The following is a 25,897-nucleotide window of genomic DNA, read 5'->3' as shown; positions in this document are numbered from 1 at the left end:
GACATTCCTGACTCCGCCCCTCCGGCAGAGCCGCTCGCCGACTTGATTACCCACCGTAGTCGGCGATCGAACGTGCGTAGGGGGCCGAACCCCGACTTCAGCCGATCGGGTGATTTACCTCGGGACCATTGACTGGCATTTGTTGCGGCGGGATGAAATCCGCAGCCCAGCGCGTTGGTGCGTTGCGGAAGATCAGAGGGAGTGGCGTCACGCGACAGCACGTTCGCAGGCGGCAGCAGGGCGATCGGGAGGCATCCGTGGCGGGCGCAGAACAACAGGGATCGGGAGAACCGGGCCCCGGCGAACGGACCCCCGGACAACCGGCGGTCACCGGACAACCGGCGCCGACCGAGCAGACCCCCGACCAATCAGGGCGCCCCGCCCCCCAGCCTCAGGCCTCCCAGCCCCAGGCCTCCCAGTCCCAAGCCCCCCAGCCCCCCCAAGGCTGGGCCCGCCGCCTCACCGGCTACGCCTGGCGCTACCGCCGCGACGTGATCCTGGCGCTCGGCGCCTCCCTCGCCGGGATGGCGGTGATGGCGCTGGTCCCGCTGATCACCAAGGTGATCATCGATGACGTCGTCACCACGCACACCCGCTCACTCGCCGTCTGGACCGGCCTGCTGATAGGGGCGGCGGTCGTCATCTACGTCACCGCGTTCGTCCGCCGCTACTACGGCGGCCGGCTCGCCCTCGACGTACAGCACGACCTCCGTACCGAGATGTACGCGACGATCACCAAGCTCGACGGCAGACGCCAGGACGAGCTGTCGACGGGCCAGGTCGTCGGCCGGGCCACCAGCGACCTGCAGCTCATCCAGAGCCTGCTCTTCATGCTCCCGATGACCATCGGGAACGTCCTGCTCTTCCTCGTCTCCCTGGTGATCATGGCGTGGCTCTCGCCGGTGCTGACCCTGGTCGCCGTCGCCGTCGCGCCCGCGATCTGGTTCATCGCCCGCCGCTCCCGGGCCCGCCTCTTCCCCGCCACCTGGTACGCCCAGAGCCAGGCCGCCGCCGTTGCCGGGGTGGTCGACGGGGCCGTCTCCGGGGTCCGGGTCGTCAAGGGGTTCGGCCAGGAGGAGCAGGAGACCGGGAAGCTCCGCGAGGTGGGCCGCCGGCTCTTCGCCGGCCGCATGCGCACCATCCGGCTGAACGCCCGCTACACCCCCGCGCTCCAGGCCGTGCCCGCGCTCGGGCAGGTCGCGATGCTGGCGCTGGGCGGCTGGCTGGCGACCCGGGGCCAGATCACCCTCGGCACGTTCGTCGCGTTCTCCTCGTACCTCGCACAGCTCGTCGGGCCGGTCCGGATGCTCGCCGTGGTCCTCACCGTGGGCCAGCAGGCCCGCGCCGGTGTGGACCGGGTGCTGGAGCTGATCGACACCGAGCCGACGTTCGCCGACGGCACCAAGGAGCTGCCGGCCGACGCGCCGGCCGGTGTCGAGTTCGACGACGTGAGTTTCGGCTACGGCACGCCCCCGGGAGCCCCCGCCGCGGACCCCGGCCTCGGCGCGGACACAGCTCGCACGGCCCACACCGAGGACGCCGAGGAGACCCACTACCGCCCCGTCCTCAAGGGCTTCTCCCTCTCCATCGCCCCCGGCGAGACCGTCGCCCTGGTCGGCGCGTCCGGCAGCGGCAAGTCCACCGTCTCCATGCTGCTGCCGCGCTTCTACGACGTGACGCACGGCGCCGTCCTCGTCGGCGGCCACGACGTCCGCGAGCTGACCCTCGGCTCCCTGCGCGCCGCCATCGGGCTGGTCCCCGAGGACAGCTTCCTTTTCTCCGAGAGCGTCGGCGCCAACATCGCCTACGGGCGCCCCGACGCCACCCAGGAGCAGATCGAGGCGGCCGCCCGCGCCGCGCAGGCGGACCGGTTCATCGCCGACCTGCCGAAGGGGTACGACACCAAGGTCGGCGAGCACGGCCTCACCCTCTCCGGCGGGCAGCGCCAGCGCGTCGCCCTGGCCCGCGCGATCCTCACCGATCCCCGGCTGCTCGTCCTGGACGACGCCACCTCGGCCGTGGACGCCCGCGTCGAGCACGAGATCCACGAGACCCTGCGGCAGGTGATGGCGGGCCGCACCACGCTCCTCATCGCCCACCGCCGCTCGACTCTCGGCCTCGCCGACCGCATCGCCGTCCTGGACGACGGGCACCTCTCCGACGTCGGCACCCACGAGGAGCTGGAGCGGCGCTCCGCGCTCTACCGCCGGCTGCTCACCGACCCGGACGAGCTGGGCGGCACCTCGCCCGGTCACCGGCCGGCGCGGATTCCGCCCCTGGAGGACGACCGGACGCTCCAGGAGGAGATGGAGGCCGAGTTCGACACCGAGCGCGGCATCACCCCGGCGCTCTGGATCCGCAAGGAGCAGGAGCGCGACCGGGCCACCGCCGGAATGCCCGCCACTCCGGAGCTGCTCGCCCAGGTGGAGGCGCTGCCGCCCGCGACGGACGTCCCGGACATCGACGAGGACCGGGCCGTCCGCCCGGAGGGCTCGTACGGGCTGCGCAGGCTGCTGCACGGGTTCGGGGCGGTGCTGCTGGTCAGCCTGGCGCTGGTGGCCGTGGACGCCGGGATGGGCCTGCTGCTGCCGGTACTGATCCGGCACGGCATCGACTCGGGCGTCACGCAGATGTCGACCGGCGCGATCTGGACGGCCTCGCTCCTCGCACTGGCCGCCGTCGTCGTGCAGTGGGCGGCGCAGATCGGGGAGACCCGCAAGACCGGCCGGACCGGTGAGCGGGTGCTGTACTCGCTGCGGCTCAAGATCTTCTCGCAGCTCCAGCGGCTCGGCCTCGACTACTACGAGCGCGAGCTGACCGGCCGGATCATGACGCGGATGACGACCGACGTCGACGCGTTGTCGTCGTTCCTGCAGACCGGTCTGGTCACCGCGTTCGTCTCCGCCGTCACCTTCTTCGGGATCATGGCGGTCCTGCTCGTCCTGGACGTGCAGCTGGCCCTCGTCGTCTTCGCCACGCTGCCGTTCCTGATCGTCGGGACCGCCGTGTTCCGCCGCAAGAGCGTCGCGGCGTACCAGCTCGCCCGCGAGCGGATCGGCGCCGTCAACGCCGACCTCCAGGAGTCCGTCTCCGGGCTGCGGATCGTGCAGGCGTTCAACCGGGAGCGGGACGGCGCGGCGCGGTTCGCGGAGCGCTCCACCCACTACCGGCAGGCGCGGGTGCGCGGCCAGTGGCTGATCTCGGTGTACTTCCCGTTCGTCCAGCTGCTCTCCTCCGTCGCCTCGGCCGCCGTGCTGATCGTCGGAGCGGGCCGGGTCGACGACGGGACGCTGATGGTCGGCGCGCTCGTCGCGTACCTCCTCTACATCGACCTGTTCTTCGCCCCCGTGCAGCAGCTCTCCCAGGTCTTCGACGGCTACCAGCAGGCCACCGTCTCCCTCGGCCGCATCCAGGAGCTGCTGCGGGAGCCGACCTCCACCGCCGACCCCGACGCGCCGGTGGAGCTGGCCGAGCTGCGCGGCGACATCGCGTTCGAGGACGTCTCCTTCGCGTACGGGGACGAGGAGGAAGCCCTCACCGGCATCGACCTGCGCATTCCGGCAGGGCAGACCGTGGCGTTCGTCGGCGAGACGGGTGCGGGCAAGTCCACGCTGGTCAAGCTGGTCGCCCGGTTCTACGACCCGACGTCCGGCCGGGTCACCGCGGACGGCACCGATCTGCGGAAGCTCGACATGACGGCGTACCGCCACCACCTCGGGGTCGTCCCGCAGGAGTCGTACCTCTTCCCGGGTACGGTCCGCGACGCCATCGCGTACGGCATCCCGGACGCCTCCGACGCCCGGGTGGAGGCGGCGGCCCGGTCGGTCGGCGCGCACGACATGATCGCGACGCTGGACGGCGGTTATCTGCACGAGGTCGCCGAGCGGGGCCGCAACCTCTCCGCCGGGCAGCGCCAGCTCATCGCGCTGGCCCGCGCCGAGCTGGTCGACCCCGACGTGCTGCTGCTCGACGAGGCCACCGCCTCCCTGGACCTGGCCAGTGAGGCCCTGGTCAACCAGGCCACCGACCGGCTCACCGGGCGCCGCACCACGCTGGTGGTCGCCCACCGGCTGACCACGGCGGCGCGCGCGGACCGGGTCGTGGTGATGGAGCACGGCCGGGTGGTGGAGGACGGTTCGCACGACGAACTCCTCGCCCTCCAGGGCCGGTACGCCAGGCTGTGGCGCACCTTCATAGGGGAGGACGAACCCGCCGCCGTGTGAGCGGCGCCCCGGCGCCGCACGCTGCGAGCGGCGCGCCGGGGCAACCGGGTCCGGCGCGGTGCGAGCGGCGCCGCGCCCGGGGCAACTGGGTCTGGCGTGGTGCGTGTTGCTCCCGCTAGGTTCACGGCCAATGTCGTGAACCCAGGGGAGTGCGTATGCGTAAGACGCTCAGAGGTGCTCTGTCGCTCGCGTTGCTGATCGGCACGGTCGGTGCGACAGGCGCTTCGGCCGGAGCGGCCACCGCCGCGCAGCCGGCCGTGGAGCAGGCGGGAGCGAACTCCGCGACGGCGACGGCGACGGCGACCGCGGACGCCGCTGACATCAAGGACCGCATTCTCGCCATTCCGGGCATGAGCCTGATCGAGGAGAAGCCAGTCACGGGTTACCGCTACTTCGTCCTCAACTACACGCAGCCGATCGACCACCGCCACCCGTCCAAGGGAACGTTCCAGCAGCGGATCACCCTGCTGCACAAGGACACGTCGCGGCCCACGGTCTTCTACACCGGCGGCTACAACGTCTCCACCTCGGCGAGCCGCAGCGAGCCCACCCGGATCGTCGACGGCAACCAGGTCTCGCTGGAGTACCGGTTCTTCACCCCGTCGCGCCCCCAGCCCGCCGACTGGTCCAAGCTCGACATCTGGCAGGCGGCCAGTGACCAGCACCGGGTGTTCACCGCGCTGAAGAAGATCTACAGCGAGAACTGGCTGGCCACCGGCGGCTCCAAGGGCGGCATGACCGCGACCTACTACGAGCGCTACTACCCGAAGGACATGGACGGCGTCGTCGCCTACGTCGCGCCGAACGACGTGGTGAACGACGAGGACTCCGCGTACGACCGCTTCTTCCGGACGGTCGGTACGAAGGAGTGCCGCGACAAGCTGAGCGGAGTCCAGCGCGAGGCTCTGATCCGGCGTGCGCCCCTGGAGGAGAAGTACGCGGCGTACGCGGCGGGGAACGGCTACACCTTCACCACCGTGGGCACCCTGGACAAGGCGTACGAGGCCGTCGTCATGGACTACGTCTGGGCGTTCTGGCAGTACAGCAAGGTCGCCGACTGCGCCTCCCTCCCGGCCGACGCGAAGACCGCCACCGACCAGGAGATCTGGGACTCGGTCGACACCATCTCGGGTTTCTCCGCCTACGCCGACCAGGGCCTGGAGACGTACACGCCGTACTACTACCAGGCCGGTACCCAGCTCGGTTCGCCCGACATCACGCAGCCCTGGCTCGGCAGGCTGAGCCGGTACGGCTACCAGCCGCCGCGCAACTTCGTGCCGCGCTCCATCCCGATGACCTTCCAGAAGGGCGTCATGCGGGACGTGGACTCCTGGGTCACCCACCACGCCACCCGGATGATGTACGTCTACGGGCAGAACGACCCGTGGGGCGCCGAGCGGTTCGCCCCCGGCAAGGGCTCCCGCGACAGCTACGTCTACACCCAGCCCGGCGGCAACCACGGCTCCAACGTGGCGGGCCTGGTGGCCGACGAGAGCGCGGCGGCCACCGCGACCATCCTGCGCTGGGCCGGCGTCACCCCGGCCGCCGTCGCCGCCGACCCCGCGAAGGCGGTGCCGCTGGCGACGTACGACACCCGCCTCGACAAGCAGGACGCCCAGTTGGACCGGCACCGCACCCTGCACCCCTGACCCACCTGGTCCCCCGCAACACGACCCGGCGCGCGCCCGCTTGCACAGCGGGCGCGCGCCGGGCGCGTTTCCGGGACGGGGCCCGGTCGGTGCTCAGTGCTCCCGTACCCGGCGTTCCCGTACTCGGCGTTCCCGTACTCGGCACTCCAGCGCTCAGCACTCCAGTGCTCAGTACTCCAGGCCGTAGCCCACCGGGTACAGCACCTGCGACGGGTCGTCCGCGCGCGGCACCGGGACGGGCAGCCGCCCGCCCGGTTCGGCGTGGCCCGCGATCACCCGGGCCGCGGCGCGCAGTTCGACGTCGGTCCAGGAGTACGCCGCGAGGCTCGCCGCGTACCCCGTACCCGCCAACTGCGCGATGTCGTACGGGTTGCGGATGGCCAGCGCGACGACCGGGACCCCGGTCGCGGCGAGGGCGCTCACCAGGGTGCGCTGGGAGTTGGTCGCCGTCACGTTGTACGTGCCGACCACCACCGCGTCCTTGCCCGCCGCGGCCGCGACCGCCTCGGCGATCTTCGCCGCGGTCGGCGCCGTACCGGTGGACAGGGCCGTCGCCGTGTGGCCGAGCGCGGTGAACTCCGCGGCCAGCGTGGTGGTCGGCGGACCGGTCGTACCCGACGGGGAGGCCGGGTCCGCGCCCACCACAAGGATGCTGCGGTGGCTGCGCCGGGAGAGCGGCAGCAGTCCGGTGGGGTTGGCGAGGAGCGTGGTGGTGTGCTCGGCGATCCGGTCGGCGGCGGCCAGGTGCGCCCGGGTGCCGACGACCTTGTCCACCTGGGAGTCCTTGACGAACGGGTCCTGGAAGAGGCCGAGTCCCGCCTTCAGCCGCACGATCCGCAGAACCGATTCATCAATGCGGTCCTCGGTGAGCTCACCGCTCCGTACGGCGGCCAGCACCGCGTTCCACGCGACGTCCAGGGTCGGCGGGTTGAGCAGCTGGTCGACGCCCGCCTTCAGCGCGAGCACGGGGACGCGCTCGTCGCCGTACTTGGTGCGCACGCCCTCCATGCCGAGGGCGTCCGTCACCACGACCCCGTCGTAGCCGAGTTCCTCGCGCAGGATGCCCGTCAGGATGGGCCGGGACAGGGTCGCCGGGTCCTCGGACGGGTCGAGCGCGGGGACCACGATGTGCGCGGTCATGATCGAGTCGATGCCGGCCGCGACGGCCGCCCGGAACGGCGGGGCGTCCAGCTCCGCCCACTGCTCGCGGGTGTGGGTGATGACGGGCAGCCCGGTGTGGCTGTCGGTGCTGGTGTCGCCGTGGCCCGGGAAGTGCTTGGCCGTCGAGGCGATTCCGGCGCCCTGGTACCCCTTCACCTGCGCGGCGACCATCCCCGCCACGGAGTCCGGGTCGGAGCCGAAGGAGCGTACGCCGATGACCGGGTTGGCCGGATTGACGTTGACGTCGGCGTCGGGCGCGTAGTTCTGGTTGATGCCGAGGGCCGCCAGCTCGGTGCCCGCGATCCGGGCGGCCCGGCGGGCGTCGGCGCGCGAACCGCCCGCGCCCAGCGCCATCGCGCCCGGCAGCAGGGTGGCCGGTTCGCCGACCCGGCAGACGATGCCGTGCTCCTGGTCGGTGGAGATCAGCAGCGGCACCTTCGACGGACCGGCGAGCCCGGCCCGCTGGATGCCGTTGGAGAGCGCGGCGATCTGGTGCGGGTCACGGGTGTTGTGCGCCCAGGTGAAGTAGATGATCCCGCCGACGTGGTACTTGGCGATCATCTCGGCGGCCGTACGGACCCCGATCTCGGCGAGGTTGGCGTCGATGTCCGCCTGGTCCGGCTCGGTGGCGGAGTGGCCGTACACCCGCATCACGAAGAGCTGGCCGACCTTCTCCTCAAGGCTCATGCCGGCGACGAGCCGCCGGAGCCGTTCCGCGGGGACGTGGCGGGAGTCCGCCCGGCCGGAGTCCGCCGAGCCCGAGTCCGCCGAGCCCGTCCGGTCCGTCGCCGCGGCGGCGGCGCCCGGAATGGCGACGGTGCCGGTGGCCGCGGCCGCGGCGGTGGCCGCCGCCGCGGCGAGGAGGGTGCGTCTGGAGGTGCGGTGGTGCACGTGAGCCCCTTCCGGTACTGAAAGAAACTTCCAAGAAGGTACGGATATATGGAAAGTAACTTCCGGTCAAGGCCCTCGCCCGGCCGCGCTGCCACCCCGCCGGACGATTGGGGGCAAACGAACCAGGAGCCCGCGCCCGCGCCTCTCCGGCCGGCCCGATCTCCCTCCCGTGCCTCTCCGGCCGGTCCGATCGCCCGCCCGTGCCTCTCAGGTCAGCCCGATCGCCCGCCCGTGCGCCAGCAGCCCCGCCACCGCCGCCGTGATCGCCGGGCGCCGGGCCGCCCCCGCCCGCCAGAGCGCGTACAGCCTGCGTACCGGTACGGGGTCGAGCCGCACCGCCACCACGCCGTCCGGCAGTGGCCCCCGGCCGAGGCGCGGGATCATCGCGACCCCCAGCCCGGCGGCGACCAGGGCGAGCTGGGTGTGGTTCTCCTCCGCCTGGTGCCGGATGTCGGGCTCGTACCCCGCCGCCCGCAGCGTCCGGAGCAGCCAGTCGTGGCAGACCGTGCCGGGCGGCTGGCAGATCCACCGCTCCCGCGCCAGCTCCTCGCGGAGCACCGCGTCCCGCCCCGCCAGCACGTGCCCCCGGGGCACCAGCAGATCGCACCGGTCGTCGCCGATCACCGCCTGCTCCAGCCCCTCCGGCGCGGGCAGCGGCGCGATGTCCCAGTCGTGCGCGACGGCCAGATCGACCACGCCCTTGGCCACCAGGTCCACCGACAGATGCGGGTCCACCTCCGTCAACCGGGGCTCCAGCGCGGGATGGTCGCGCTCCAGGCCGGCCAGCACGCCCGGCAGCAGCCCGCGCGCGGCGGAGGCGAAGGCGCCGATCGACAGTTGCCCCGTCGGTAGCCCCCGGCGCTCCTCCAACGTGGTCTGCGCCCGCTCCATGATGGTCAGCAACTCCTGTGCCGCAGAAGCGAGATGGAGGGCCTCCTCGGTCAGTGCGATCCCGCGCCCGCGCCGCTCCAGCAGGGTCGTCCGGGTCTCCCGCTCCAGCTTGGTGATCTGCTGGGAGATCGCGGACGGGGTGTAGCCGAGCGCCGAGGCGGCGCCCGCGACCGAGCCGTGCACCGAGACGGCGTGCAGCGCGCGCAGCCGGGCGAGATCGAGCATCGGGACCTCCGGAGGAGAACGCGTGGTTCAGTGACTGACTGTTCAGCAACGCTCAAGTTCACCATGAAGAAAACCGCGCTGGTGCTAAAGAGTCAGGGCGGGTGATGCTCGGGCCATGCGTCCCTCCCACATTGCCCTCGCCGTCCTCGTGACCGCCCTCTGGGGTGTCAATTTCGTCGTCATCGAGCTCGGTCTCGACCACTTCCCGCCGCTTCTCTTCTCCGCGTTGCGCTTTCTGATCGCCGCGCTGCCCGCCGTGTTCTTCGTCGGGCCGCCCAAGGTCGCGTGGAAATGGATCGTGGGCGTCGGCCTCGCGCTCGGCGTGGCCAAGTTCGGGCTGCTCTTCGTCGGCATGGACCAGGGGATGGGCGCCGGGCTCTCCTCGCTCGTCCTCCAGGTCCAGGCCGTCTTCACCGCGCTCTTCGCCGCGCTCACCCTCGGCGAGCGGCCGGGCGGGGTGCGGGTGGCGGGGATGGCGGTGGCGCTCGCGGGGATCGGGGTGGCCGCCGTGGACGAGGGGGCGAGCGGCCCGGTGCTCGCGTTCGTGCTGGTGATCGCGGCGGCGGCGTTCTGGGGCGTCTCGAACGTCCTCACCCGCAAGGCCGCCCCGCCCGACTCCCTCAACTTCATGGTCTGGGTCTCGACCGTGCCCGTCCTGCCCCTGCTCGGCCTCTCGCTGCTCTTCGAGGGCTGGGACCGGGACACCGACGCGCTCGCCGCGATGGACTGGACCGGCGCGGGGACCGTCGTCTATGTCGCCTGGATCTCCACCGTCTTCGGCTTCGGCGCCTGGGGTTACCTGCTCCGCCACCACCCGGCGTCCTCGGTCGCGCCGTTCACCCTCCTCGTCCCGGTCTTCGGGATGTCCTCGGCGGCGCTGCTGCTGGACGAGTCGGTGAGCCCGCTGCGGTGGTGCGCGGCGGCGCTGCTGGTCGGCGGGGTGGCCGTGACCTCCCTCGGCGGGCGGTGGCAGAAGCCGGCGGCCGGGACCGGAGCACCGCAGGCCGCCGCGCCGGAGATGCAGGAGGCGCGTGCCTGAGCGGCCCGCGCCCGCACGCCCCGCGCCCGAGAGCGTCCCGGGTCCGAGAGCCGCCCGCGCCCGAGAGCGGCCCGCGCCCGCACACTGACCACTGCTTCGGGGACTGACTACTGCTTCGGTGCGCCCACCCGCAGCAGGAACTCCCGCCCGGCGGACAGCAGTCCGGGCAGCTCCGGGATGCCCTGGTACCAGCGCTTCTCGTACTCCCAGCAGACCCAGGTGTCCGGCGCCAGGGTGTCCAGGCACTCCGTCAGCGGCAGCACGCCCGCGCCGAGCGCGAGCGGGGTGGTGTCCTCGGCCGAGGCGATGTCCTTGACCTGTACGTAGCCGAGGTACGGGGCCAGCACGAGCCGGCTGTCGACGGGGTCCTCGCCCGACAGCCAGGTGTGCATCACGTCCCAGATCACGCCGATGTTCGGATGCCCCACGGTGCCCGTGACCCGGGCCGCCTCGGCTCCGGCCCGGTGCGAGTCGTGGGTCTCCAGCAGGATCGTGACGCCCCGGTCGGCGGCGTGCGGGGCGGCGGCCCCGAGCCGCCGGGCGGCCGCCGCGTCGGCGGTCTCCGGGTCCTGGTCGCCGCCGCCGGGGAACACCCGGACGTACGGCGCCCCGAGGTCGTGGGCGAGATCCACCAGCTCGGCGACCTGCGCCACGATCGCGTCGTCGTCCCCGTCGGCCGCGACCCGGACGTACCCGGCCACGGTGAGGATCTCCACCCCGGCCTTCTCGAACTCCGCTACCACCTCGGCGCGTTCGGATGCCGAAATCCCCGGGTGCACCGGTTCCTCGGGGTGGGCGCGGAGCTCCACCCCCTGGTAGCCGTGCTCGACGGCCAGCCGGACGACCTCGTCGATGGGCGTCCCCGGCACTCCGAGGGTCGAGAAAGCGAGCTTCACGTGCGTGTTCCTTCCGTCGTTCCCTGCTGCCACGTCATCGGTCCTGCGCGATCCACGCGATCTGCCGGACGCTACGCGTACCCCTGCCCGCCGCCCGGAACCGGATGCGTGAACCACCGTACAGACAGCGCTTTCTACGTGGTGGTGGCGGCGCCCTCAGAGCGGCCGGTCCCCGCGCGGCGGGGCCGTCGATCCGCGCACCATCAGCTCCGCCGCGATCGTCGCGATGCCGCCGGGCGGCGGGGTCTCCGTGCCCATCGCCAGTCGGCCCGCCCGCGCCCCCGCCTCGTACAGCGGCAGCCGGACCGTGGTCAGGGCCGGGACGGTGTCCACGGAGAACGGCAGGTCGTCGAAGCCGGCCACCGAGATGTCCTCGGGGATGCGCAGCCCCTGTTCGCGTACGGCGGCACTCGCGCCCAGGGCGACGGAGTCGTTGGCGCCGACGACGGCGGTCACCCCCGGTTCGCGGCGCAGGAGTTCGAGGGTGGCCTCGTAGCCGGAGCGGCGGTCGTACGGGCCGTGCACGGTGAGCCGGTCGTCCTCGGGGGTGCCGGTTTCGCCGAGCAGGCCCGCCGCCCGCATGGCCGCGCGGTGGCCCTCCAGGCGGTGGCGGGTGGTGGTGCGTTCCAGGGGGCCCGCGACGTAGCCGATCCGGCGGTGGCCCAGCGAGATCAGGTGCTCGGTGAGGCGCCGGCCGCCGCCCCGGTTGTCGAAGGTGAGGGCGGCGGTGACCGCGTCGTTCTCGGGCAGCGGGGGCCGCCCGCAGAACACGATCCGGGTGCCCGCGTCGGCGAGCCGCCCCAGCTTCGCGGCCATCGCCGCCTGGTGCCCGGGGTCCTCCAGCGCGCCGCCGGTCAGCACGACGGCCGCCGCGCGCTGGCGCTGGAGGAGGGTGAGGTAGGTGAGTTCGCGTTCGGGGGAGCCGCCGGTGTTGCAGACCACGGCGAGCTTCTCGCCGCCCGCCCGTGAGGTGCCGTCGCCGGGGACGCCGATCTCCGACTGCGCCGCGCCCGCCATGATGCCGAAGAACGGGTCGGCGATGTCGTTGACCAGGATGCCGACCAGGTCGGAGGTGGCGGCGGCGAGCGAGCTGGCCGGGCCGTTGAGCACGTAGTCCAGGTCGTCCACGGCGCGCAGCACGCGTTCGCGGGTGGTGGCGGCGACCGGGTAATTGCCGTTGAGCACACGGGAGACGGTGGCCGGGGACACCCGGGCGCGTGCCGCGACGTCCGCCAGGGTGACTGTCATCGTTTCTCGTTCTCCTCGGAGGTTGGTCGCGGCGCCCCTCTTGTCCGGGCCGCTGTCGGCAGGCTAGCTTCATACACGATAGAAAGCGCTTGCTACGGCCGATGAAGGGAACTTTTCGTGACTCGCAGGACTGTGCGCATCGCCATGAACGGCGTGACGGGTCGTATGGGATACCGGCAGCACCTGGTGCGCTCGATCCTCGCGATCCGCGAGCAGGGCGGCCTCGACCTCGGCAACGGTGACGTGCTGTGGCCCGAGCCCGTCCTCGTCGGACGCCGCGCCCACGCGCTGGAGGAGCTGGCCGCCCGGCACGGCCTCACCGAGTGGTCGACCGACCTGGACGCCGTCCTCGCGGACGAGACCATCGACATCTACTTCGACGCCCAGGTCACCCAGGCGCGCGTCGAGGCGATCAAGAAGGCCGTCGCCGCCGGGAAGCACATCTACACCGAGAAGCCCACCGCCACCGACGTGGCGGGCGCCCTCGACCTCGCCCGCCTCGCCCGGGACGCCGGCATCAAGCACGGCGTGGTCCAGGACAAGATCTTCCTGCCGGGCCTGCTCAAGCTGAAGCGCCTCATCGACGGCGGGTTCTTCGGCGAGATCCTCTCCGTGCGCGGCGAGTTCGGTTACTGGGTCTTCGAGGGCGACTGGCAGGAGGCCCAGCGCCCCTCGTGGAACTACCGCTCCGAGGACGGCGGCGGCATCGTCGTGGACATGTTCCCGCACTGGGAGTACGTCCTCCACGAGCTGTTCGGCAAGGTCAACACCGTGCAGGCGCACGTCCAGACGCACATCCCGCAGCGCTGGGACGAACAGGGCGAGCCCTACGCCGCGACCGCCGACGACGCCGCGTACGGCATCTTCCAGCTGGAGGGCGGCGCCGTCGCCCAGATCAACTCCTCCTGGACCGTGCGCGTCAACCGTGACGAGCTGGTCGAGTTCCAGGTCGACGGCACCCACGGCTCCGCCGTCGCGGGCCTGCGCAACTGCCGCGTCCAGCACCGGTCGGCCACCCCGAAGCCGGTCTGGAACCCCGACCTCCCCGTCACCGAGTCCTTCCGGGACCAGTGGCAGGAGGTCCCCGACAACGGCACCTTCGACAACGGCTTCAAGGCGCAGTGGGAGCTCTTCCTGCGCCACGTCGTCCTGGACGAGGCGTACTCCTGGGACCTGATGGCCGGTGCCCGGGGCGTGCAGCTCGCCGAGCTGGGCCTGAAGTCGGCCGCAGAGGGCCGCCGCTTCGACGTGCCGGAGCTGTCGCTGTGACGATCCACCTCCCGCACGGGGCGTACGAGCCCCGCACCGCACCCCTGGACCTGGCCCCCGGCGGCTCCGCGCTCGCCTCGCGCACGGTCTTCTCCGCCGCCCACGTCGTCGCCGACCCGTACGTCGACGTCAGCCCGGACGGGCCCGCCGCCATCGACTGGGACGCCACCCTCGCGTTCCGCCGCCACCTCTGGTCGCACGGGCTGGGGGTCGCCGAGGCGATGGACACCGCCCAGCGCGGCATGGGCCTCGACTGGGCCGGTGGCGCCGAGCTGATCCGCCGTTCCTCCGCCGAGGCGAAGGCCGTCGGCGGCCGGATCGCCTGCGGGGTCGGCACCGACCAGCTGACCGGCCCGGCCACCCTCGCCGAGGTGCGCGCCGCGTACGAGGAGCAGCTCGCCCTGGTCGAGGAGAGCGGCGCGCAGGCCATCCTGATGGCCTCCCGCGCGCTCGCCGCCGTGGCCGAGGGCCCCGAGGACTACGCGGAGACCTACGCCCACCTGCTGCGCCAGGCCACCGAACCGGTCGTCCTGCACTGGCTGGGACCGATGTTCGACCCGGCTCTTGAGGGGTACTGGGGCTCGTCCGACCTGGACGCGGCCACCGACACCTTCCTCAAGATCATCGCCGAGCACCCGGACAAGGTCGACGGCATCAAGATCTCGCTGCTCGACGCGGCCCGCGAGATCGACGTGCGCCGCCGGCTGCCCAGCGGTGTCCGCTGCTACACCGGCGACGACTTCAACTACCCGGAGCTGATCGCGGGCGACGACCGCGGCTTCAGCCACGCCCTGCTCGGCATCTTCGACCCCCTCGGCCCGCTCGCCGCGCACGCCGTACGGGTCCTGGACACCGGCGACACCCAGGGCTTCCGGGACCTGCTGGACCCGACGGTCGAGCTCTCCCGCCACCTCTTCCAGGCACCCACCCGCTTCTACAAGACGGGCGTGGTCTTCCTCGCCTGGCTGGCCGGGCACCAGGACCACTTCACGATGGTCGGCGGCCTCCAGTCGGCCCGTTCGCTGCCACACCTGGCGAAGGCGTACGAACTCGCCGACCGCCTCGGCCTCTTCCCCGACCCCGAGCTGGCCGAGAGCCGGATGCGGGCCCTGCTGACCGTCCAGGGAGGAACCCGATGACCACCCCGAGCAACGTCGGCCGCCTGTCCGTCAACCAGGAGACCATCAAGCAGTGGTCCCTGGAGGAACTCGCCGAGGGCTGTACGAAGGCGGGCGTCGGCCAGGTCGGCCTCTGGCGCGAACCGGTGCAGAAGTACGGCGTCGAGCGCGCCGGCCGGCTCTTCGCCGACGCGGGCCTCACCGTCACCAGCCTCTGCCGGGGCGGCTTCCTCACCGCGATCGACCCGGCGACCCGGGCCCGCGCCCTGGACGACAACCGCGCCGCGATCGACGAGGCGGCGGGCGTCTCCACCGACACCCTGGTCCTCGTCTCGGGCGGCCTGCCCGAGGGCAGCAAGGACCTCGCCGGTGCCCGCGAACGCATCGCCGACGCCCTCGCCGAGCTCGCCCCCTACGCGGCCGAGCGCGGCATCCGCCTCGCCATCGAGCCGCTGCACCCGATGTTCGCGTCGGACCGGTGCGTGGTGTCGACCCTCTCCCAGGCGCTGGACATCGCCGAACGCTTCCCGGCCGAGCAGGTCGGCGTGGTGGTCGACGCGTACCACGTGTGGTGGGACGACCAGGCGCCCGCGCAGATCGCCCGCGCCGGGGCCGGCGGCCGTATCCACTCCTTCCAGCTGGCCGACTGGATCACCCCGCTCCCCGAGGGCGTCCTGCTGGGCCGGGGTCAGCTCGGCGACGGCAGCGTCGACTTCCACGTGCTGCGCACGCTGGTGGAGGCGACCGGCTTCGACGGCCCGATCGAGGTGGAGATCTTCAACGAGGGCCTCTGGGCCCGCGACGGCGGCGAAGTCCTCGCCGAGGTGGTCTCCCGCTTCCAGGAACACGCCTGCTGAGAGCGCTTCCAGCGGCCTGGGTAAAGGAATGGTCAAGGCGTACAACCCTTGGCATCCCTGCCCGGTCACACTCTGCGTCGGGACTTCCGGGGGAGGGGTCCGGGGGGAACGGGAAGACCCGACGAGGGGGGAAAGCGAGAGGGGCCCGGCCGCGAGGCCGGGCCCGTTTCGCTTTTCCGGGGCCGTCACGGATACGCGTACGGGAACGGGGCCCGACGCGCGCCCCGTCCGGTGCGGTCGGGCCGCGTTTACTTTTTCCGGGGCGCCGATGGCTACGCCCCCGCGCCCCACGCCTCGTAAACTCGGACAGCCGCCTCGCGCGTCGGACAGCCGCCCCTCGCGCTCGCCACCACCCGCGCCGGCCCTCCCTGCCTGACACCTGACACGGACTCTCCCGACACGGACTCCCGCGACACCGACCCTCGCGACACCGACCCGCGCGCTCCCGGCCCCTCGCGCCCCGGAAGGAACCGTCAGCAGCCATGTACGTCACCCGCGTCACCATCGAGAACATCAAGTCGTTCAACGGACCGCGCAAAGTCGACCTGACCCTGACCCGCCCGGACGGCTCGCACGCGGGCTGGACGGTCCTCGCCGGCCGCAACGGCGCCGGGAAGACCACCCTGCTGCGGGCCCTGGCGCTCGCGCTGAGCGGCCCGGTGGCCGCCCGGGGGCTGGTCCAGGGCTTCGAGAACTGGGTCACGCGCGGCGCGGAGTCGGGCAGCGCCTCGGCGGAGATCGTCCGCGACAAGGACTTCGACAAGTTCACCGCCTCGGGCCGCACCCAGAACAAGTTCGGTACGGGCCTGCGCTGGACGCCCCCCGGCGAGTCGGCCGCCGGGCGCAAGAGCGCGCAGCCCGCGCTGGGCGAGATCCGGAACAACTCCCGTACCCAGAGCGCCAGCGCCGCCCAGCGGGGGCCGTGGGCCGACAACCCGGTGGGCTGGTTCTGCGCCGCGTACGGGCCGTTCCGGCGGATGGCGGGCGGTTCGGGCGACGTACAGCGCCTGATGCTGGCCTCGGGGCCGGTGGCCCGGCAGGCGAGCCTCTTCCACGAGGACGCCTCGCTGGCGGAGGGCGTCGCCTGGCTGATCGAACAGCATCTGCGCGCCCTCGAAGGCCGGGAGGGCGCCCTCGCCCTCAAGGAGGCCGCCCTCTCCGTCCTCGGCGACGGGCTCCTGCCGGACGGCTACCGCATCAAGGACGTCGACTCCGAGGGCCTCTGGGTCACCAGGGGCGGACACCGCTTCCCGCTGCGGGAGATGAGCGACGGGTTCCGTACCGTCGCCGCCCTCGTGGTCGACCTGCTGAAGCAGATCCACGACGCCTTCGGGGACCACGCGCTGGGCCGGGGCGGCGAAGGCGAGGGCCCGAGCCCGCTCCAGGTTCCCGGGGTCGTGATCATCGACGAGATCGACGCCCACCTCCACGTCTCCTGGCAGCGCCGCATCGGCCCCTGGCTGACCACGCACTTCCCCAACATCCAGTTCATCGTCACCACCCACAGCCCCTACATCTGCCAGGCCGCCGACCCCGGCGGCCTGATCCGCCTGCCCGGCGTCGACGAGGGCGCCGCCCCCGAGGTCGTCCCCGAGGACCTGTACGAACGCGTCGTCTACGGCAGCGGCGACGACGCCGTCCTCTCCGACCTCTTCGGCCTCGACACCCCGTACTCGGAACGCGCCGAGTACGCCCGCGCCGAGTTCGTCGCGCTCGAATCCAAGGTGTACGAGGGCGACACCTCGCCCGAGACCGTCGCCCGCTACAAGGAGCTCAAGAGCCTGCTGTCCAGCTCCCCGACCGCCCGCGCCCACGAGGTCTCCGCCCGGCTGTACCGGATCGCCGACCAGGTCCAGGACGGGTCCGACAGGTACGCAGACGAGGCCGACGAGGACGGAGAGGCCGGCGAGACGAAGTGATCCGGATGGTCCGCCCCGAACTCCCCCCGGACACCCAGGAACACCTGGCGACCTACACCCGGCAGATCGCGGACGCGGCGGCCTCCGACCGCAAGGCGACCGCGATCGGCCTCTGGGGCCGTTTCGCCGTCCGCAGACGGGTGCGCCCCGGAGTCCTCGCCGCCCTCACCGACATGGCCCCCGGCCACCAGCGCTGCATGTACTGCGGCGACAGCCAGGGCACCGACATCGACCACTTCGAGCCGAAGAGCCAGGCGCCGCTGCGCACCTTCGACTGGACCAACTACCTGCTGGCCTGCTCCTACTGCAACAGCAACCAGAAGCGCGACCTCTTCCCGCGCGACGCCCGCACCGGCAGACCCCTCCTCCTCGACCCCACCCTGGACGACCCGCTGCACCACTTACGGCTGGTGCTGCCGCTCTGTACGTACAAGGGCCTCAGCGCCCAGGGCGAAGCCTGCATAGACGTGTTCGGCCTCAACCGGCGCGGCGTACTCGTCGCCGGGCGCCGCACCGCCTACGCCACGGCCAAGCAGTCCGTCGAACTCTGGCGCATAGCCACCGACCGGGGCCAGCACACCAAGGCCGACGAGGTCGCCCGCGTCGCCTGGGACCGCCCGCTCGCCGACGTACTCGCCGCGATGTTCCACCAGTCCGCGCACCCTGCGGCCGACCTGCTCTTCGACGGCGAGGAGGAGACCCTGGCGCTGCTGCGCGAACCGGAGTTGCGGGCGAGTTTCCTCGCGCGGGCGTGAGGGTGCGAGACCTGCCATTCTTCATGTGCGGGTCCAGAGGTTCCATGGCCGAGTCCGGAGGAGAGCCACCGGTGGAGACGAGTGCGTCGGCCGACGAGGCCGCCGGTCACGAGCCCGCCGGTCACGAGCCCGCTGAGCACCGGAACCCGGCGGGCGGGAAGACGAGCGCGGGGCCGTCGGCGGCCTGAGCCGTGTGTCGAGGGGGAGGGCGAGAGTGAGCGAGGAACGGGACGCCGTCGAGGCTCCGTTGATCACCGCGATCCGGAGCGGGGACACCGACCGATTGCAGGACATCCTCGCCGAGGGCGGGGACCCCGACACCCGCGACGCACGCGGAGCACCAGCCCTCTGCCTCGCGATCCAGACCTACTCCCACGCGGCGACCCGCCTGCTCATCACCCACGGCGCCGATCCCCGCACGTGCGGTCCGGACGCTGTGCGGCCCTTGCGCCGAGCAGTCGAATCCGGCTCGCCCGCCCTGGTCGAAGCGCTCCTCGCACGAGGAAGCCGGCCGTACTACCCCTCCTCCGAGCTGCTGGAGATGCGCGAACTGGCCCTCCACCGGTACAGGTGCGGAGCCGAGACCGAACTGCGACGACGCACCGGAGCCGGGGGCGCGGTCACCCGGACCCGGGTGAAGGAGGAGGACTTTCTCTGGGTCGACGAGCTCACACTCGCCGGAGCGACCGTGCGCGAAGGACACGCCGCGATCCTCACTCTCCTGGAAGAGGCCCTGCGCCCCCGCACCCGACTCCGCGTCCCCTTCCGGGACATGAGGGACCGCGCGATGTCCTTCCCCGACCAGGAGCACGCCGTGTGGGCGGGCGTCACCATGACCCTGGCCTACCGACGCGACCAGGAGACCTGGACGGCCGCCGAGGCGCTGCGCACCCACCCCGGCCCGCTCCACCGGCTGTTGGGAGCCGAGGTCCTGCGATTGACCCATCTCTTCGACGAGTCCGACGAGGACGCGTTCGCCGCACCCGCCCTGGAGATCTTCCTCGACTGGTCCACCCACGAGTCGGACCACGCCGTGCTCGCTGAAGTTCTGACGGGCGTCGCCGAGCACGGCGACCAGCGCGGCGACCTTGCCCTCCTGCCGCACGCCGGGCATCCGGTCGCCCTGGTCCGGCATACGGTGGCCGCCGGCTTCAGCAGGTCGTCGGCGTTCCCGGGCGGCGTCCGAGCCGCGTTGCTGGAGCTGACGGCCGACCCGGACGCCCTGGTGCGGGAGGCCGCCTGCCGGACGATCGCCGTGGGCCGGGACCGCGATCCAGCCCTCGCCGACGCGATGGCCGCCCGGCTCACCGACGAGGTCCGCCGGGTCCGGTTCGCCGCGGTGGACGGCCTGGCGCTCCACGACGACGAGCGGTGCGTGGAAGGGGAACGCGCGCTCCGCCCGGGGGAACCCGGCGATCCTCTCGCGTACGAACTCAGCGAGGTGTGGCGGTACCAGCAACGCCGGGAAGCGGGCATCCGCATCCACCCGCTGGAGGGGTGAACGACCGTACGGAACCGACCCAGTTCACTGGTGCGCGCGTTCGCCACGCGGTACGGCGGTACGGCGGTACGGCGGTACGGCGGTAGGCGGTACGGCGCCCGGTCAGGCGTCGAAGTCGCCGCTCTTGACGGCGGCGACGAACGAGGACCATCCGGCGGTGGAGAAGACGAGCGCGGGGCCGTTGACGGCCTTGCTGTCGCGGACGGGGACGGTGGAGTGGCCGCTTGCTACTTCGAGGCAGTCGCTGGCGCCGCCACCTCCGCCGCTGTAAGTGGACTTGAACCAACCAGTGATCCCTTCCATGTCAGCGATCTTGATCTGCGTGGTGCGCATGCTCGTACTCCCTTGCGATGCTTCTGACGAGGGCTACTGACTTCTGGCAGGATGCCGCCTCGCTCAAGGCAAGTGTGTAGGCCCTCTGGCACGCCTCAACCTCGGCCGGTTGGTCCATCAGATGCCCGGTGAGGAGTCCCTCCACGTAGGCGATCGGACTCGCGTCGGCGAAGTCCATCAGGTAGAGCATGCTCTCCAGCAGAGCATGGGCCCCCGACGCGAAAGTCAGCACGTGCAGTCGGAGGCGACCGGCCTCGGCCATGTCCGCCACCTTGTGCAGTTGCTCCGCCATGACGCCCGGCCCGCCGGTGGTACGCCGGAGGGCCGCCTCGTCCAGCAGCGTCCACGCTACCGGGGTCGATGATTCGGTGAGCAACCGCCCGCGCTCCATGCGCTTGACAACGTACTCGTCAAGTGGCTCGGAACAGTGGTTGGGGCGGTACGCCTGGAACACGGCAAGTGCGTATGCCTCTGTTTGAAGCAGACCAGGAATGAGGAGAGAGCCGTAGTTGCGGATTTGGACGGCCTCGCGCTCCAGCTCGATCACCGCTTGGAAGTACTGCGCGTATCTGGCGTCCAGATCCTCCAGCCAACGGAAGAAGAAGCCGTCCGTCTTTAGGACAAGGTCGATCCGCTGGGCGTCATCGGGGTTCGGCAGCCGTCGCCCCGCCTCCCAGTGGCTGACCAGAGTTGATGAGCAGAGCAACTCAGCGGCCAACCCTCCCTGTGTCAGGCCGGCGGCCAACCGCCGTAGTCGCAGTTCCGCCCCGTACCTCTCCCTCAGAGTCCGAGGCTTTTGCTCCACAACCATGCGGTACCAACTCCCCTTTCCTGACAGGCGGGCTGTCAAGCCCAAACCCCTGGCAGCGTAGCCAGCAGCGCCCTCACTCTGTGATGGATTCACCACGGAACGCACCCGTTCGTGGGTGCCGTCACCAGAAGGAGAACGCGCAGAGATGAAGGACCTCGTCCGCCGGTTCGCCGGCTCGCTGAGGCGGCTGGTACGACCCTCCCGGGTCGCCCTCCCCGCCCCGGGCCCCCGGCCGCACCCGTCCGGCCCCACCACCCGACGTACCGGCGAACGCCCCCTGCGCGGCGAGGACACGCAGCTGATCCGCCCCTACCTCCTGGCGCACGAGTGGCGTGCCGACCGGATCGCGGCCACCGCCCCGCCCACTCCCGTGACGGAGGTCGCGGCATGATCGAGGAGCATCGCGCACGCGGTACGTTCCGGCTGCTGCCGTGGACCGGAGCCGGGGGCAAGCAGTGCTGGGTGCTGGGGGACGGCACCGGGTACGTCTCGCGGATGGCGGACAACATCGAGAGCGTCCAACTCGGCATGGCGGGCAACCTGCTCGACCACGCGACCGCACTGCTGGCGGATCGGCGGGTCACGGGGGCGGAGTACCGGTACCTCGCCGACCGGTTGAGCGAGGCGCTCCGGGACGTCAAACGCATCGCCGAGAGCCGGGGGGCTCGGCTGGGCGCTCGCGGTGAGGTCGAGGACTTCGAGGACTTTGAGGAGGAGGAGGACGGCGACGACGACCACGGTGCCTACGACATCGCTGACACGGTGGAGGCCATCGACGGCGTCGAGGCCGGTTCCCGTTCGTCCTCGGGCCTGCCCGGCACGTGATCACCCGGTTCGTCGGCTACCGGCTACCGGCTGCCTGCGACCGGGCGAGGCTGCGAACGGCACTTGCGCGCGGCTCGGTGTGGCGTCAGCCCTGGACCCACACCGAGCCCCGCGTTTTTGATCAGGCGCAGATCAGGAGCCGTCGGATCAGAAGCGGTCGGATCAGGAGCCGTCGACCAGCTTCTGCACCTCGGGCGGGAGGTTCGCGCCGGAGTAGACGGCGTACAACCTGGTCGTCTCCGGCGTGTCCCCGACAGCGATGGCGACCCTGGTGGAGACGCCGTCCACTGCGTACGCAGGTGTCCCCGTCCCGACCGGCTCCTCGTTCCCGCCCGAGTCGCCGGTGTCGTCGCAGGGCGGTGCCGTGGCGGCGCCGAGCTTCTTTCCGACGGTGTACTTCACGTTCCCCACGTCCTGGTACGAACTGCCCTGGTAGGTGTACCGAGCGACGCACAGGACCTCGGCGTGGCCCTCGTCCGTGCACGCGGCTACCGATGTCACCATGGCCGCCGCCATCAGCAAGCCGGCGGATCGCCTGGTCCAACTCATGAGTGTCCCCCCTCAGTCGATGCGGCGGAGAGGAGCGCGCCCTCTCCGCCGAGTGACCTCGCCATGGCTCGGCGGGAATGAGACCGTGCCCAGGGTGAGGCCCCTCGTGTTCCGCGGTTCGACGTGGGCGATTTGGATCTGGTTCCCCTGTCGCACGTGCGGAGTTGGGACTCGTAGGACCGCGTGGTGGGACGTCACGTATTGCTCGGCGCGGCCCGAAGCCCTTTCCTGTGACTCCGGGCCGCCCGAGTTTCACGGCCGGCCGCTACCAGCCGGATGTGTACCCCTTGCCGTTGCATCCGCAACAGACGCCGTCGCCCCCGCACTTGTCGCAGTTGCGCTGCCCGCCCCATCCGTAGGTCTTCCCGGTGCCCTTGCACGTACGGCACTCGCCCTTCCTCTCAGGGCAGGCCTTGCATCGAGCCATGAGTGTCCCCCTCGTCCCGGTTCCGGAGCAGGTACCTGCCGCTGACGGTTCGCCTCCGCGCGGGCCTGCGGGCGGTTCGGCGGGCTCCGGCGCAAGCTCGCCGTTGCCGGTCCGGACCGCGCCCGCCCAACGGCCCGTCGAGGAGAGCGAGAAGACGCCCCGGCAGGCTGCCGAGATGTTCGACGTGCCCCGGTCCACGGTCTCGGGGCACCCCGAAAAGAGCAAGGGAATATAGGACGTCGACCTGACCGACCGGCGAAATGGCCCGGCGGACGGCGAGGTCGCGGGTCATGAAGGGCTTCGGGACAGTTCCGTCTCGTGTGGCGACCCGGTCCGGTCGCGTCGGGGAAGCAGGAGTGGGGTGGCCAGGATGAGCAGTCCGGCGACCGCGAGCGCCGTACGTGGGCCGGTGGCGTCGGCGAGCAGCCCGGCGAGGGCGGTGAGGACGGCGATGGACGCCTGCTGGCCGATGGACCAGGCCGACAGGGTGCGGGCGACGAGGTGCTGGGGGGTCTGTTCGAGCCGGTAGGTGGCGAGCACCGGGCTGTACAGGCTCATGTTGACGATGATCGCCAGCTCGACGGCGATCACGGTGACGAGGCCCACGACGCCGGGACGCACGAAGACCAGGCCGATCAGCCAGACGGCACGCAGGGTGCCGACGGTCCGGAAGACCCGTTCCCGGCCGTACCGGGCCACGACACGGCGGGCCAGCCGCGAGCCGATGAGCCCGCCGAAGCAGGGGGCGGCGAAGGCGAGGGCGTACTGCCAGGGCGGGAAACCGAGTTGGCGGAGGAGAAGCACGGCCAGCAGCGGCTCGGTGGCCATGATCAGACCGGCGACGAGCACTTGGTTGAGGTAGAGCGCGCGCAAGCCGGAATGCCCCATGATGTGCCGCCAGCCGTCGAGCAGCGCGCCCGACCGGGCCGGGCTCCTGCCCGCCGTCACCGGGGCTTCCTCCCGGCTGCGGATCGCGGTGATGCACAGCGCCGAGAGCAGGTAGCTGAACGCGTCGGCGACCACGGTGACGACCGGCCCGAACAGGCCGATCGCCGCCCCGCCCAGCGGAGGCCCGACCGCGATGGAGCTCCAGTTCGTGGACTCGAACCGCGCGTTGGCCACGAGCAGGTCGTCCGGCGGGACGAGGGCCTTGAGATAGGCGCCACTGGCCGAGTTGAAGGCGATCTTGGCCGCGGCGACTACGGCCGAGACCGTGAGCAGCTGGACGAAACCGAGCCGGTCGAAGGCGTAGGCGACCGGGATCGTCGCCATGGCCGCGAACCGGGTCAGGTCCATCGTGATCATGACCGGCCGCTTGCGCCGGAACTCCACCCACGGCGCGAGCGGCAGCGCGATCAGCGCCCCCACCGCCGGCCCCACCGCGGAGAGCGCGGACACCTCGGCGGGACTGGCGTGCAACGCCAGCACGGCGATCAGCGGCAACGCGCCGAACCCGAGCCCCGACCCGTAGGCGCTCACCGCGTACGCCGTCCACAGCAGGCCGAACGGCCGGCCCAACGGCCTCCTGCTCACCATGCGCGAAGCTCCCACCTGAACAAACCGAGGTTGACCCATGAGAGCTAAACGGGCAGCACACCCGCAGGTCAAACAACCGAACAGCCTGCTGCTCACAACCTTCCGTTGTTCACTAGGGTGGGTCGGCATGGACCTCGAAGCGGTACGCACCTTCGTCGCCGTCGCGGAAACGGGCCGGTTCCGACAAGCCGCCACCGACCTGTCGATCACCCAGCAGGCCGTCTCCAAGCGCATCGCCGCCCTGGAGGGCAGCCTCGGCGTGCGGCTGTTCACCCGGGCCCCGCGTGGTGCCGAGCTCACCATCGACGGACGGGCGTTCCTGCCCCACGCGCGTGAACTGCTGCGCGTCGCCGAGCGCGCGGTCGCCTCGGTGCGCCCCGGCCGCCGTCCGCTCCGCGTCGACGTGCTGAACTCGCGCGGCGCGCAGTCGGGCCTGATGCGCGGCTTCCATCAGGCGTACCCCGACCTCGACCTCGACGTGGTGATGCTGTTCGAGATGGAGACGGCCCTCGCCGCCCTCCGGTCCGGTGCGATCGACGCGTCCTTCCGCGCTGTCGCCGCGCCCGGCCTGCCCCTGCCCGAGGACATCGAGTCGGTCCGGGTCCTCGACGAGCCGCTCCAGCTCCTCACCGGCCCCGCCCACGCGCTGGCGGGCGCCCGGTCGGTGACCGTCGCCCAGCTCGCCGGGCACCGGATCTGGATGCCCGGCATCGTCCCCGGTACCGAATGGGCCGCGTACTACGACGACCTCGTCGCCGGGTTCGGCCTCACCATCGAGGCGACCGGCCCCAACTTCGGCTCCGACGCACTCCTCGACACCATCGCCGACACCCCGGCCCTGGCCACCTTCATGGGCGAGCACACCCGCCTCATCTGGCCCACCGGCCACGACCTGCGCCGCATCCCGGTGACCGACCCGACGCCGGTCTACCCGCACTCACTCCTCTGGCACCGGGACAACCCCCACCCGGCCCTGGCCACCCTCCGCGCCCACATCGCCGCCACGACGACCGGACACGACGCCGCCGGGACCTGGGTGCCGGGCTGGGTGACCCCGCGCTGACCGCACGCCGGGCGGCGGCCTGCCCCGGAGAGGTGTCCTTCCCGGGGAACGCGGGTCCGTGGGTCGTACGAGCGCGGTGACGGGCCCGCGGGGCCGGACGCCACGGCCCGGGGCGGAGAGGCCACCTGGCACCGGCCACGGTCGCGATCAGCCGCGCCGCCGCGCCCCTTCGCTCACCACTTGTCGCCGACGCGCACCTTGTTCCACTTGCTCTTCGATATGCACAACTCGTGCGCGTCGTTGTCCAGTTCGATCTGGTAGCACTCGTCCTTGTGGTGCGCGACGCGCTTGGTGGCACCGGTCTTCACCTGGTGGCACGACTTCTTGGTCTTGCCGTTCTTCCTGGTCGACGAGCACTCGCTGCGCGTGACCGGCTCATTGGTGTACGTGGTGGTGCTGCGCTTGTACTCCTTCTCCGTGATGGTCCCGTGCACCGGGTCCGCGCCGCAGGCGCTCAGGAGGAGCACGGCGACGGACGCGGCGGCCAGGGCGGCGATGCGGCGGCCGGACGTACGGAGAGCGGGCATGGCGGGTCCTCTGCGGCAAGGAGTGGTGCCGGGCCGTGTGGGGGAGACGGCGGCGGCGTGGATGCGTTCCGCAGCATAGTGACGCACCGGACGTACGTTCGGTTCTCGGGTGTGCGGGGAGGGGTGTCCAGTGCGCGCGGATTTCCTCGCCCATGGGGTGACCGCTGCGCGCGGATTTCCTCGC

Annotated in this window: 20 protein-coding genes and 1 pseudogene; 12 read left to right on the top strand and 9 right to left on the bottom strand. The window is 71.8% G+C overall.

Annotation, left to right across the window (positions count from 1 at the left end):
• Positions 1 to 440 precede the first annotated feature (440 nt).
• Positions 441 to 4,223: pseudogene (locus OG599_RS11645) on the top strand (ABC transporter ATP-binding protein); the annotation flags it as partial.
• A 155-nt stretch (positions 4,224 to 4,378) separates the two neighbouring features.
• Positions 4,379 to 5,872, top strand: coding sequence for a S28 family serine protease (locus OG599_RS11640; RefSeq protein ID WP_327175915.1), 1,494 nt, complete (start codon positions 4,379 to 4,381; stop codon positions 5,870 to 5,872).
• Between the two features lie 168 nt (positions 5,873 to 6,040).
• On the opposite strand, the gene OG599_RS11635 is transcribed toward OG599_RS11640, so the two are convergent.
• Both OG599_RS11635 and OG599_RS11630 read right to left on the bottom strand, forming a co-directional pair.
• A complete protein-coding gene (locus OG599_RS11635) occupies positions 6,041 to 7,924 on the bottom strand; it encodes a glycoside hydrolase family 3 protein (protein WP_327175914.1) in 1,884 nt (627 codons plus the stop codon).
• A 207-nt stretch (positions 7,925 to 8,131) separates the two neighbouring features.
• Positions 8,132 to 9,040 (bottom strand): LysR family transcriptional regulator, encoded by a 909-nt coding sequence (locus OG599_RS11630; protein ID WP_327175913.1) that lies wholly within the window; start codon positions 9,038 to 9,040, stop codon positions 8,132 to 8,134.
• A 115-nt stretch (positions 9,041 to 9,155) separates the two neighbouring features.
• On the opposite strand from OG599_RS11630, the gene OG599_RS11625 reads away from it, so the two are divergent.
• Positions 9,156 to 10,079, top strand: a complete 924-nt coding sequence (locus tag OG599_RS11625; RefSeq protein ID WP_327175912.1) for an EamA family transporter — start codon at positions 9,156 to 9,158, stop codon at positions 10,077 to 10,079.
• Between the two features lie 107 nt (positions 10,080 to 10,186).
• Here OG599_RS11625 and OG599_RS11620 read toward each other — a convergent pair whose 3' ends face one another.
• Together OG599_RS11620 and OG599_RS11615 are read right to left on the bottom strand one after the other, a co-directional pair.
• Positions 10,187 to 10,975, bottom strand: a complete 789-nt coding sequence (locus OG599_RS11620) for a sugar phosphate isomerase/epimerase family protein (protein ID WP_327175911.1) — start codon at positions 10,973 to 10,975, stop codon at positions 10,187 to 10,189.
• A 156-nt stretch (positions 10,976 to 11,131) separates the two neighbouring features.
• A complete protein-coding gene (locus tag OG599_RS11615; RefSeq protein WP_327175910.1) occupies positions 11,132 to 12,223 on the bottom strand; it encodes a LacI family DNA-binding transcriptional regulator in 1,092 nt (363 codons plus the stop codon).
• A 117-nt stretch (positions 12,224 to 12,340) separates the two neighbouring features.
• On the opposite strand from OG599_RS11615, the gene OG599_RS11610 reads away from it, so the two are divergent.
• The 6 genes from OG599_RS11610 to OG599_RS11585 all read left to right on the top strand — a co-directional run bounded on the left by OG599_RS11610 (position 12,341) and on the right by OG599_RS11585 (position 19,642).
• Positions 12,341 to 13,492 (top strand): Gfo/Idh/MocA family protein, encoded by a 1,152-nt coding sequence (locus OG599_RS11610; protein ID WP_327175909.1) that lies wholly within the window; start codon positions 12,341 to 12,343, stop codon positions 13,490 to 13,492.
• Complete coding sequence (locus OG599_RS11605) at positions 13,489 to 14,631, top strand: dihydrodipicolinate synthase family protein (protein ID WP_327175908.1); 1,143 nt, start codon at positions 13,489 to 13,491, stop codon at positions 14,629 to 14,631. Before OG599_RS11610 ends, OG599_RS11605 begins: the two co-directional genes overlap by 4 nt.
• Positions 14,628 to 15,467 carry a sugar phosphate isomerase/epimerase family protein gene (locus OG599_RS11600; RefSeq protein WP_327175907.1) on the top strand — a complete coding sequence of 280 codons (840 nt, stop codon included), beginning with the start codon at positions 14,628 to 14,630 and terminating at the stop codon, positions 15,465 to 15,467. Before OG599_RS11605 ends, OG599_RS11600 begins: the two co-directional genes overlap by 4 nt.
• A 482-nt stretch (positions 15,468 to 15,949) precedes the next feature.
• The gene (locus tag OG599_RS11595) at positions 15,950 to 17,386 is read left to right on the top strand and encodes an AAA family ATPase (protein WP_327175906.1); all 1,437 of its coding nucleotides are present in this window, start codon (positions 15,950 to 15,952) and stop codon (positions 17,384 to 17,386) included.
• Between the two features lie 5 nt (positions 17,387 to 17,391).
• Positions 17,392 to 18,141, top strand: coding sequence for an HNH endonuclease (locus OG599_RS11590; protein ID WP_327175905.1), 750 nt, complete (start codon positions 17,392 to 17,394; stop codon positions 18,139 to 18,141).
• Positions 18,142 to 18,355: 214 nt separating this feature from the next.
• On the top strand, positions 18,356 to 19,642 hold the full coding sequence (locus OG599_RS11585) for an ankyrin repeat domain-containing protein (RefSeq protein WP_327175904.1): 1,287 nt from the start codon (positions 18,356 to 18,358) through the stop codon (positions 19,640 to 19,642).
• A gap of 102 nt (positions 19,643 to 19,744) precedes the next feature.
• Here the strand turns inward: OG599_RS11585 and OG599_RS11580 are convergent, their stop codons facing one another.
• Positions 19,745 to 19,975, bottom strand: a complete 231-nt coding sequence (locus OG599_RS11580; protein WP_327175903.1) for a DUF397 domain-containing protein — start codon at positions 19,973 to 19,975, stop codon at positions 19,745 to 19,747.
• Positions 19,947 to 20,786: a helix-turn-helix domain-containing protein gene (locus OG599_RS11575; RefSeq protein ID WP_327175901.1), complete on the bottom strand. Its 840-nt coding sequence runs from the start codon at positions 20,784 to 20,786 to the stop codon at positions 19,947 to 19,949. The genes OG599_RS11580 and OG599_RS11575 overlap by 29 nt, the downstream gene beginning before the upstream one ends.
• Positions 20,787 to 20,931: 145 nt before the next feature.
• On the opposite strand from OG599_RS11575, the gene OG599_RS11570 reads away from it, so the two are divergent.
• On the top strand, positions 20,932 to 21,177 hold the full coding sequence (locus OG599_RS11570; RefSeq protein WP_327175900.1) for a hypothetical protein: 246 nt from the start codon (positions 20,932 to 20,934) through the stop codon (positions 21,175 to 21,177).
• Positions 21,174 to 21,611 carry a hypothetical protein gene (locus OG599_RS11565; protein ID WP_442809419.1) on the top strand — a complete coding sequence of 146 codons (438 nt, stop codon included), beginning with the start codon at positions 21,174 to 21,176 and terminating at the stop codon, positions 21,609 to 21,611. Before OG599_RS11570 ends, OG599_RS11565 begins: the two co-directional genes overlap by 4 nt.
• A gap of 162 nt (positions 21,612 to 21,773) precedes the next feature.
• Here the strand turns inward: OG599_RS11565 and OG599_RS11560 are convergent, their stop codons facing one another.
• Both OG599_RS11560 and OG599_RS11555 read right to left on the bottom strand, forming a co-directional pair.
• Entirely contained in the window at positions 21,774 to 22,115 is a 342-nt protein-coding gene (locus OG599_RS11560) for a DUF6281 family protein (RefSeq protein WP_327175899.1), read from the bottom strand.
• Positions 22,116 to 22,875: 760 nt separating this feature from the next.
• A complete protein-coding gene (locus OG599_RS11555) occupies positions 22,876 to 24,123 on the bottom strand; it encodes an MFS transporter (protein WP_327175898.1) in 1,248 nt (415 codons plus the stop codon).
• Positions 24,124 to 24,250: 127 nt separating this feature from the next.
• Between OG599_RS11555 and OG599_RS11550 the strand changes: the two genes are divergently transcribed.
• Positions 24,251 to 25,186 carry a LysR family transcriptional regulator gene (locus OG599_RS11550; RefSeq protein WP_327175897.1) on the top strand — a complete coding sequence of 312 codons (936 nt, stop codon included), beginning with the start codon at positions 24,251 to 24,253 and terminating at the stop codon, positions 25,184 to 25,186.
• A 173-nt stretch (positions 25,187 to 25,359) separates the two neighbouring features.
• Here OG599_RS11550 and OG599_RS11545 read toward each other — a convergent pair whose 3' ends face one another.
• Complete coding sequence (locus tag OG599_RS11545) at positions 25,360 to 25,713, bottom strand: hypothetical protein (RefSeq protein WP_327175896.1); 354 nt, start codon at positions 25,711 to 25,713, stop codon at positions 25,360 to 25,362.
• Between the last annotated feature and the right edge of the window lie 184 nt (positions 25,714 to 25,897).

It is taken from the genome of Streptomyces sp. NBC_01335, assembly GCF_035953295.1.
Classification (GTDB): domain Bacteria; phylum Actinomycetota; class Actinomycetes; order Streptomycetales; family Streptomycetaceae; genus Streptomyces.
This window is presented reverse-complemented; position numbering and strand designations above follow the sequence as displayed.

Coding starts and splice junctions, on each gene's coding strand:
- OG599_RS11640 (WP_327175915.1), top strand. CDS start 4,379: ATGCGTAAGACGCTCAGAGGTGCTCTGTCGCTCGCGTTGCTGATCGGC.
- OG599_RS11630 (WP_327175913.1), bottom strand. CDS start 9,040: ATGCTCGATCTCGCCCGGCTGCGCGCGCTGCACGCCGTCTCGGTGCAC.
- OG599_RS11625 (WP_327175912.1), top strand. CDS start 9,156: ATGCGTCCCTCCCACATTGCCCTCGCCGTCCTCGTGACCGCCCTCTGG.
- OG599_RS11615 (WP_327175910.1), bottom strand. CDS start 12,223: ATGACAGTCACCCTGGCGGACGTCGCGGCACGCGCCCGGGTGTCCCCG.
- OG599_RS11600 (WP_327175907.1), top strand. CDS start 14,628: ATGACCACCCCGAGCAACGTCGGCCGCCTGTCCGTCAACCAGGAGACC.
- OG599_RS11595 (WP_327175906.1), top strand. CDS start 15,950: ATGTACGTCACCCGCGTCACCATCGAGAACATCAAGTCGTTCAACGGA.
- OG599_RS11590 (WP_327175905.1), top strand. CDS start 17,392: ATGGTCCGCCCCGAACTCCCCCCGGACACCCAGGAACACCTGGCGACC.
- OG599_RS11580 (WP_327175903.1), bottom strand. CDS start 19,975: ATGCGCACCACGCAGATCAAGATCGCTGACATGGAAGGGATCACTGGT.
- OG599_RS11575 (WP_327175901.1), bottom strand. CDS start 20,786: ATGGTTGTGGAGCAAAAGCCTCGGACTCTGAGGGAGAGGTACGGGGCG.
- OG599_RS11570 (WP_327175900.1), top strand. CDS start 20,932: ATGAAGGACCTCGTCCGCCGGTTCGCCGGCTCGCTGAGGCGGCTGGTA.
- OG599_RS11565 (WP_442809419.1), top strand. CDS start 21,174: ATGATCGAGGAGCATCGCGCACGCGGTACGTTCCGGCTGCTGCCGTGG.
- OG599_RS11560 (WP_327175899.1), bottom strand. CDS start 22,115: ATGGTGACATCGGTAGCCGCGTGCACGGACGAGGGCCACGCCGAGGTC.
- OG599_RS11555 (WP_327175898.1), bottom strand. CDS start 24,123: ATGGTGAGCAGGAGGCCGTTGGGCCGGCCGTTCGGCCTGCTGTGGACG.
- OG599_RS11550 (WP_327175897.1), top strand. CDS start 24,251: ATGGACCTCGAAGCGGTACGCACCTTCGTCGCCGTCGCGGAAACGGGC.
- OG599_RS11545 (WP_327175896.1), bottom strand. CDS start 25,713: ATGCCCGCTCTCCGTACGTCCGGCCGCCGCATCGCCGCCCTGGCCGCC.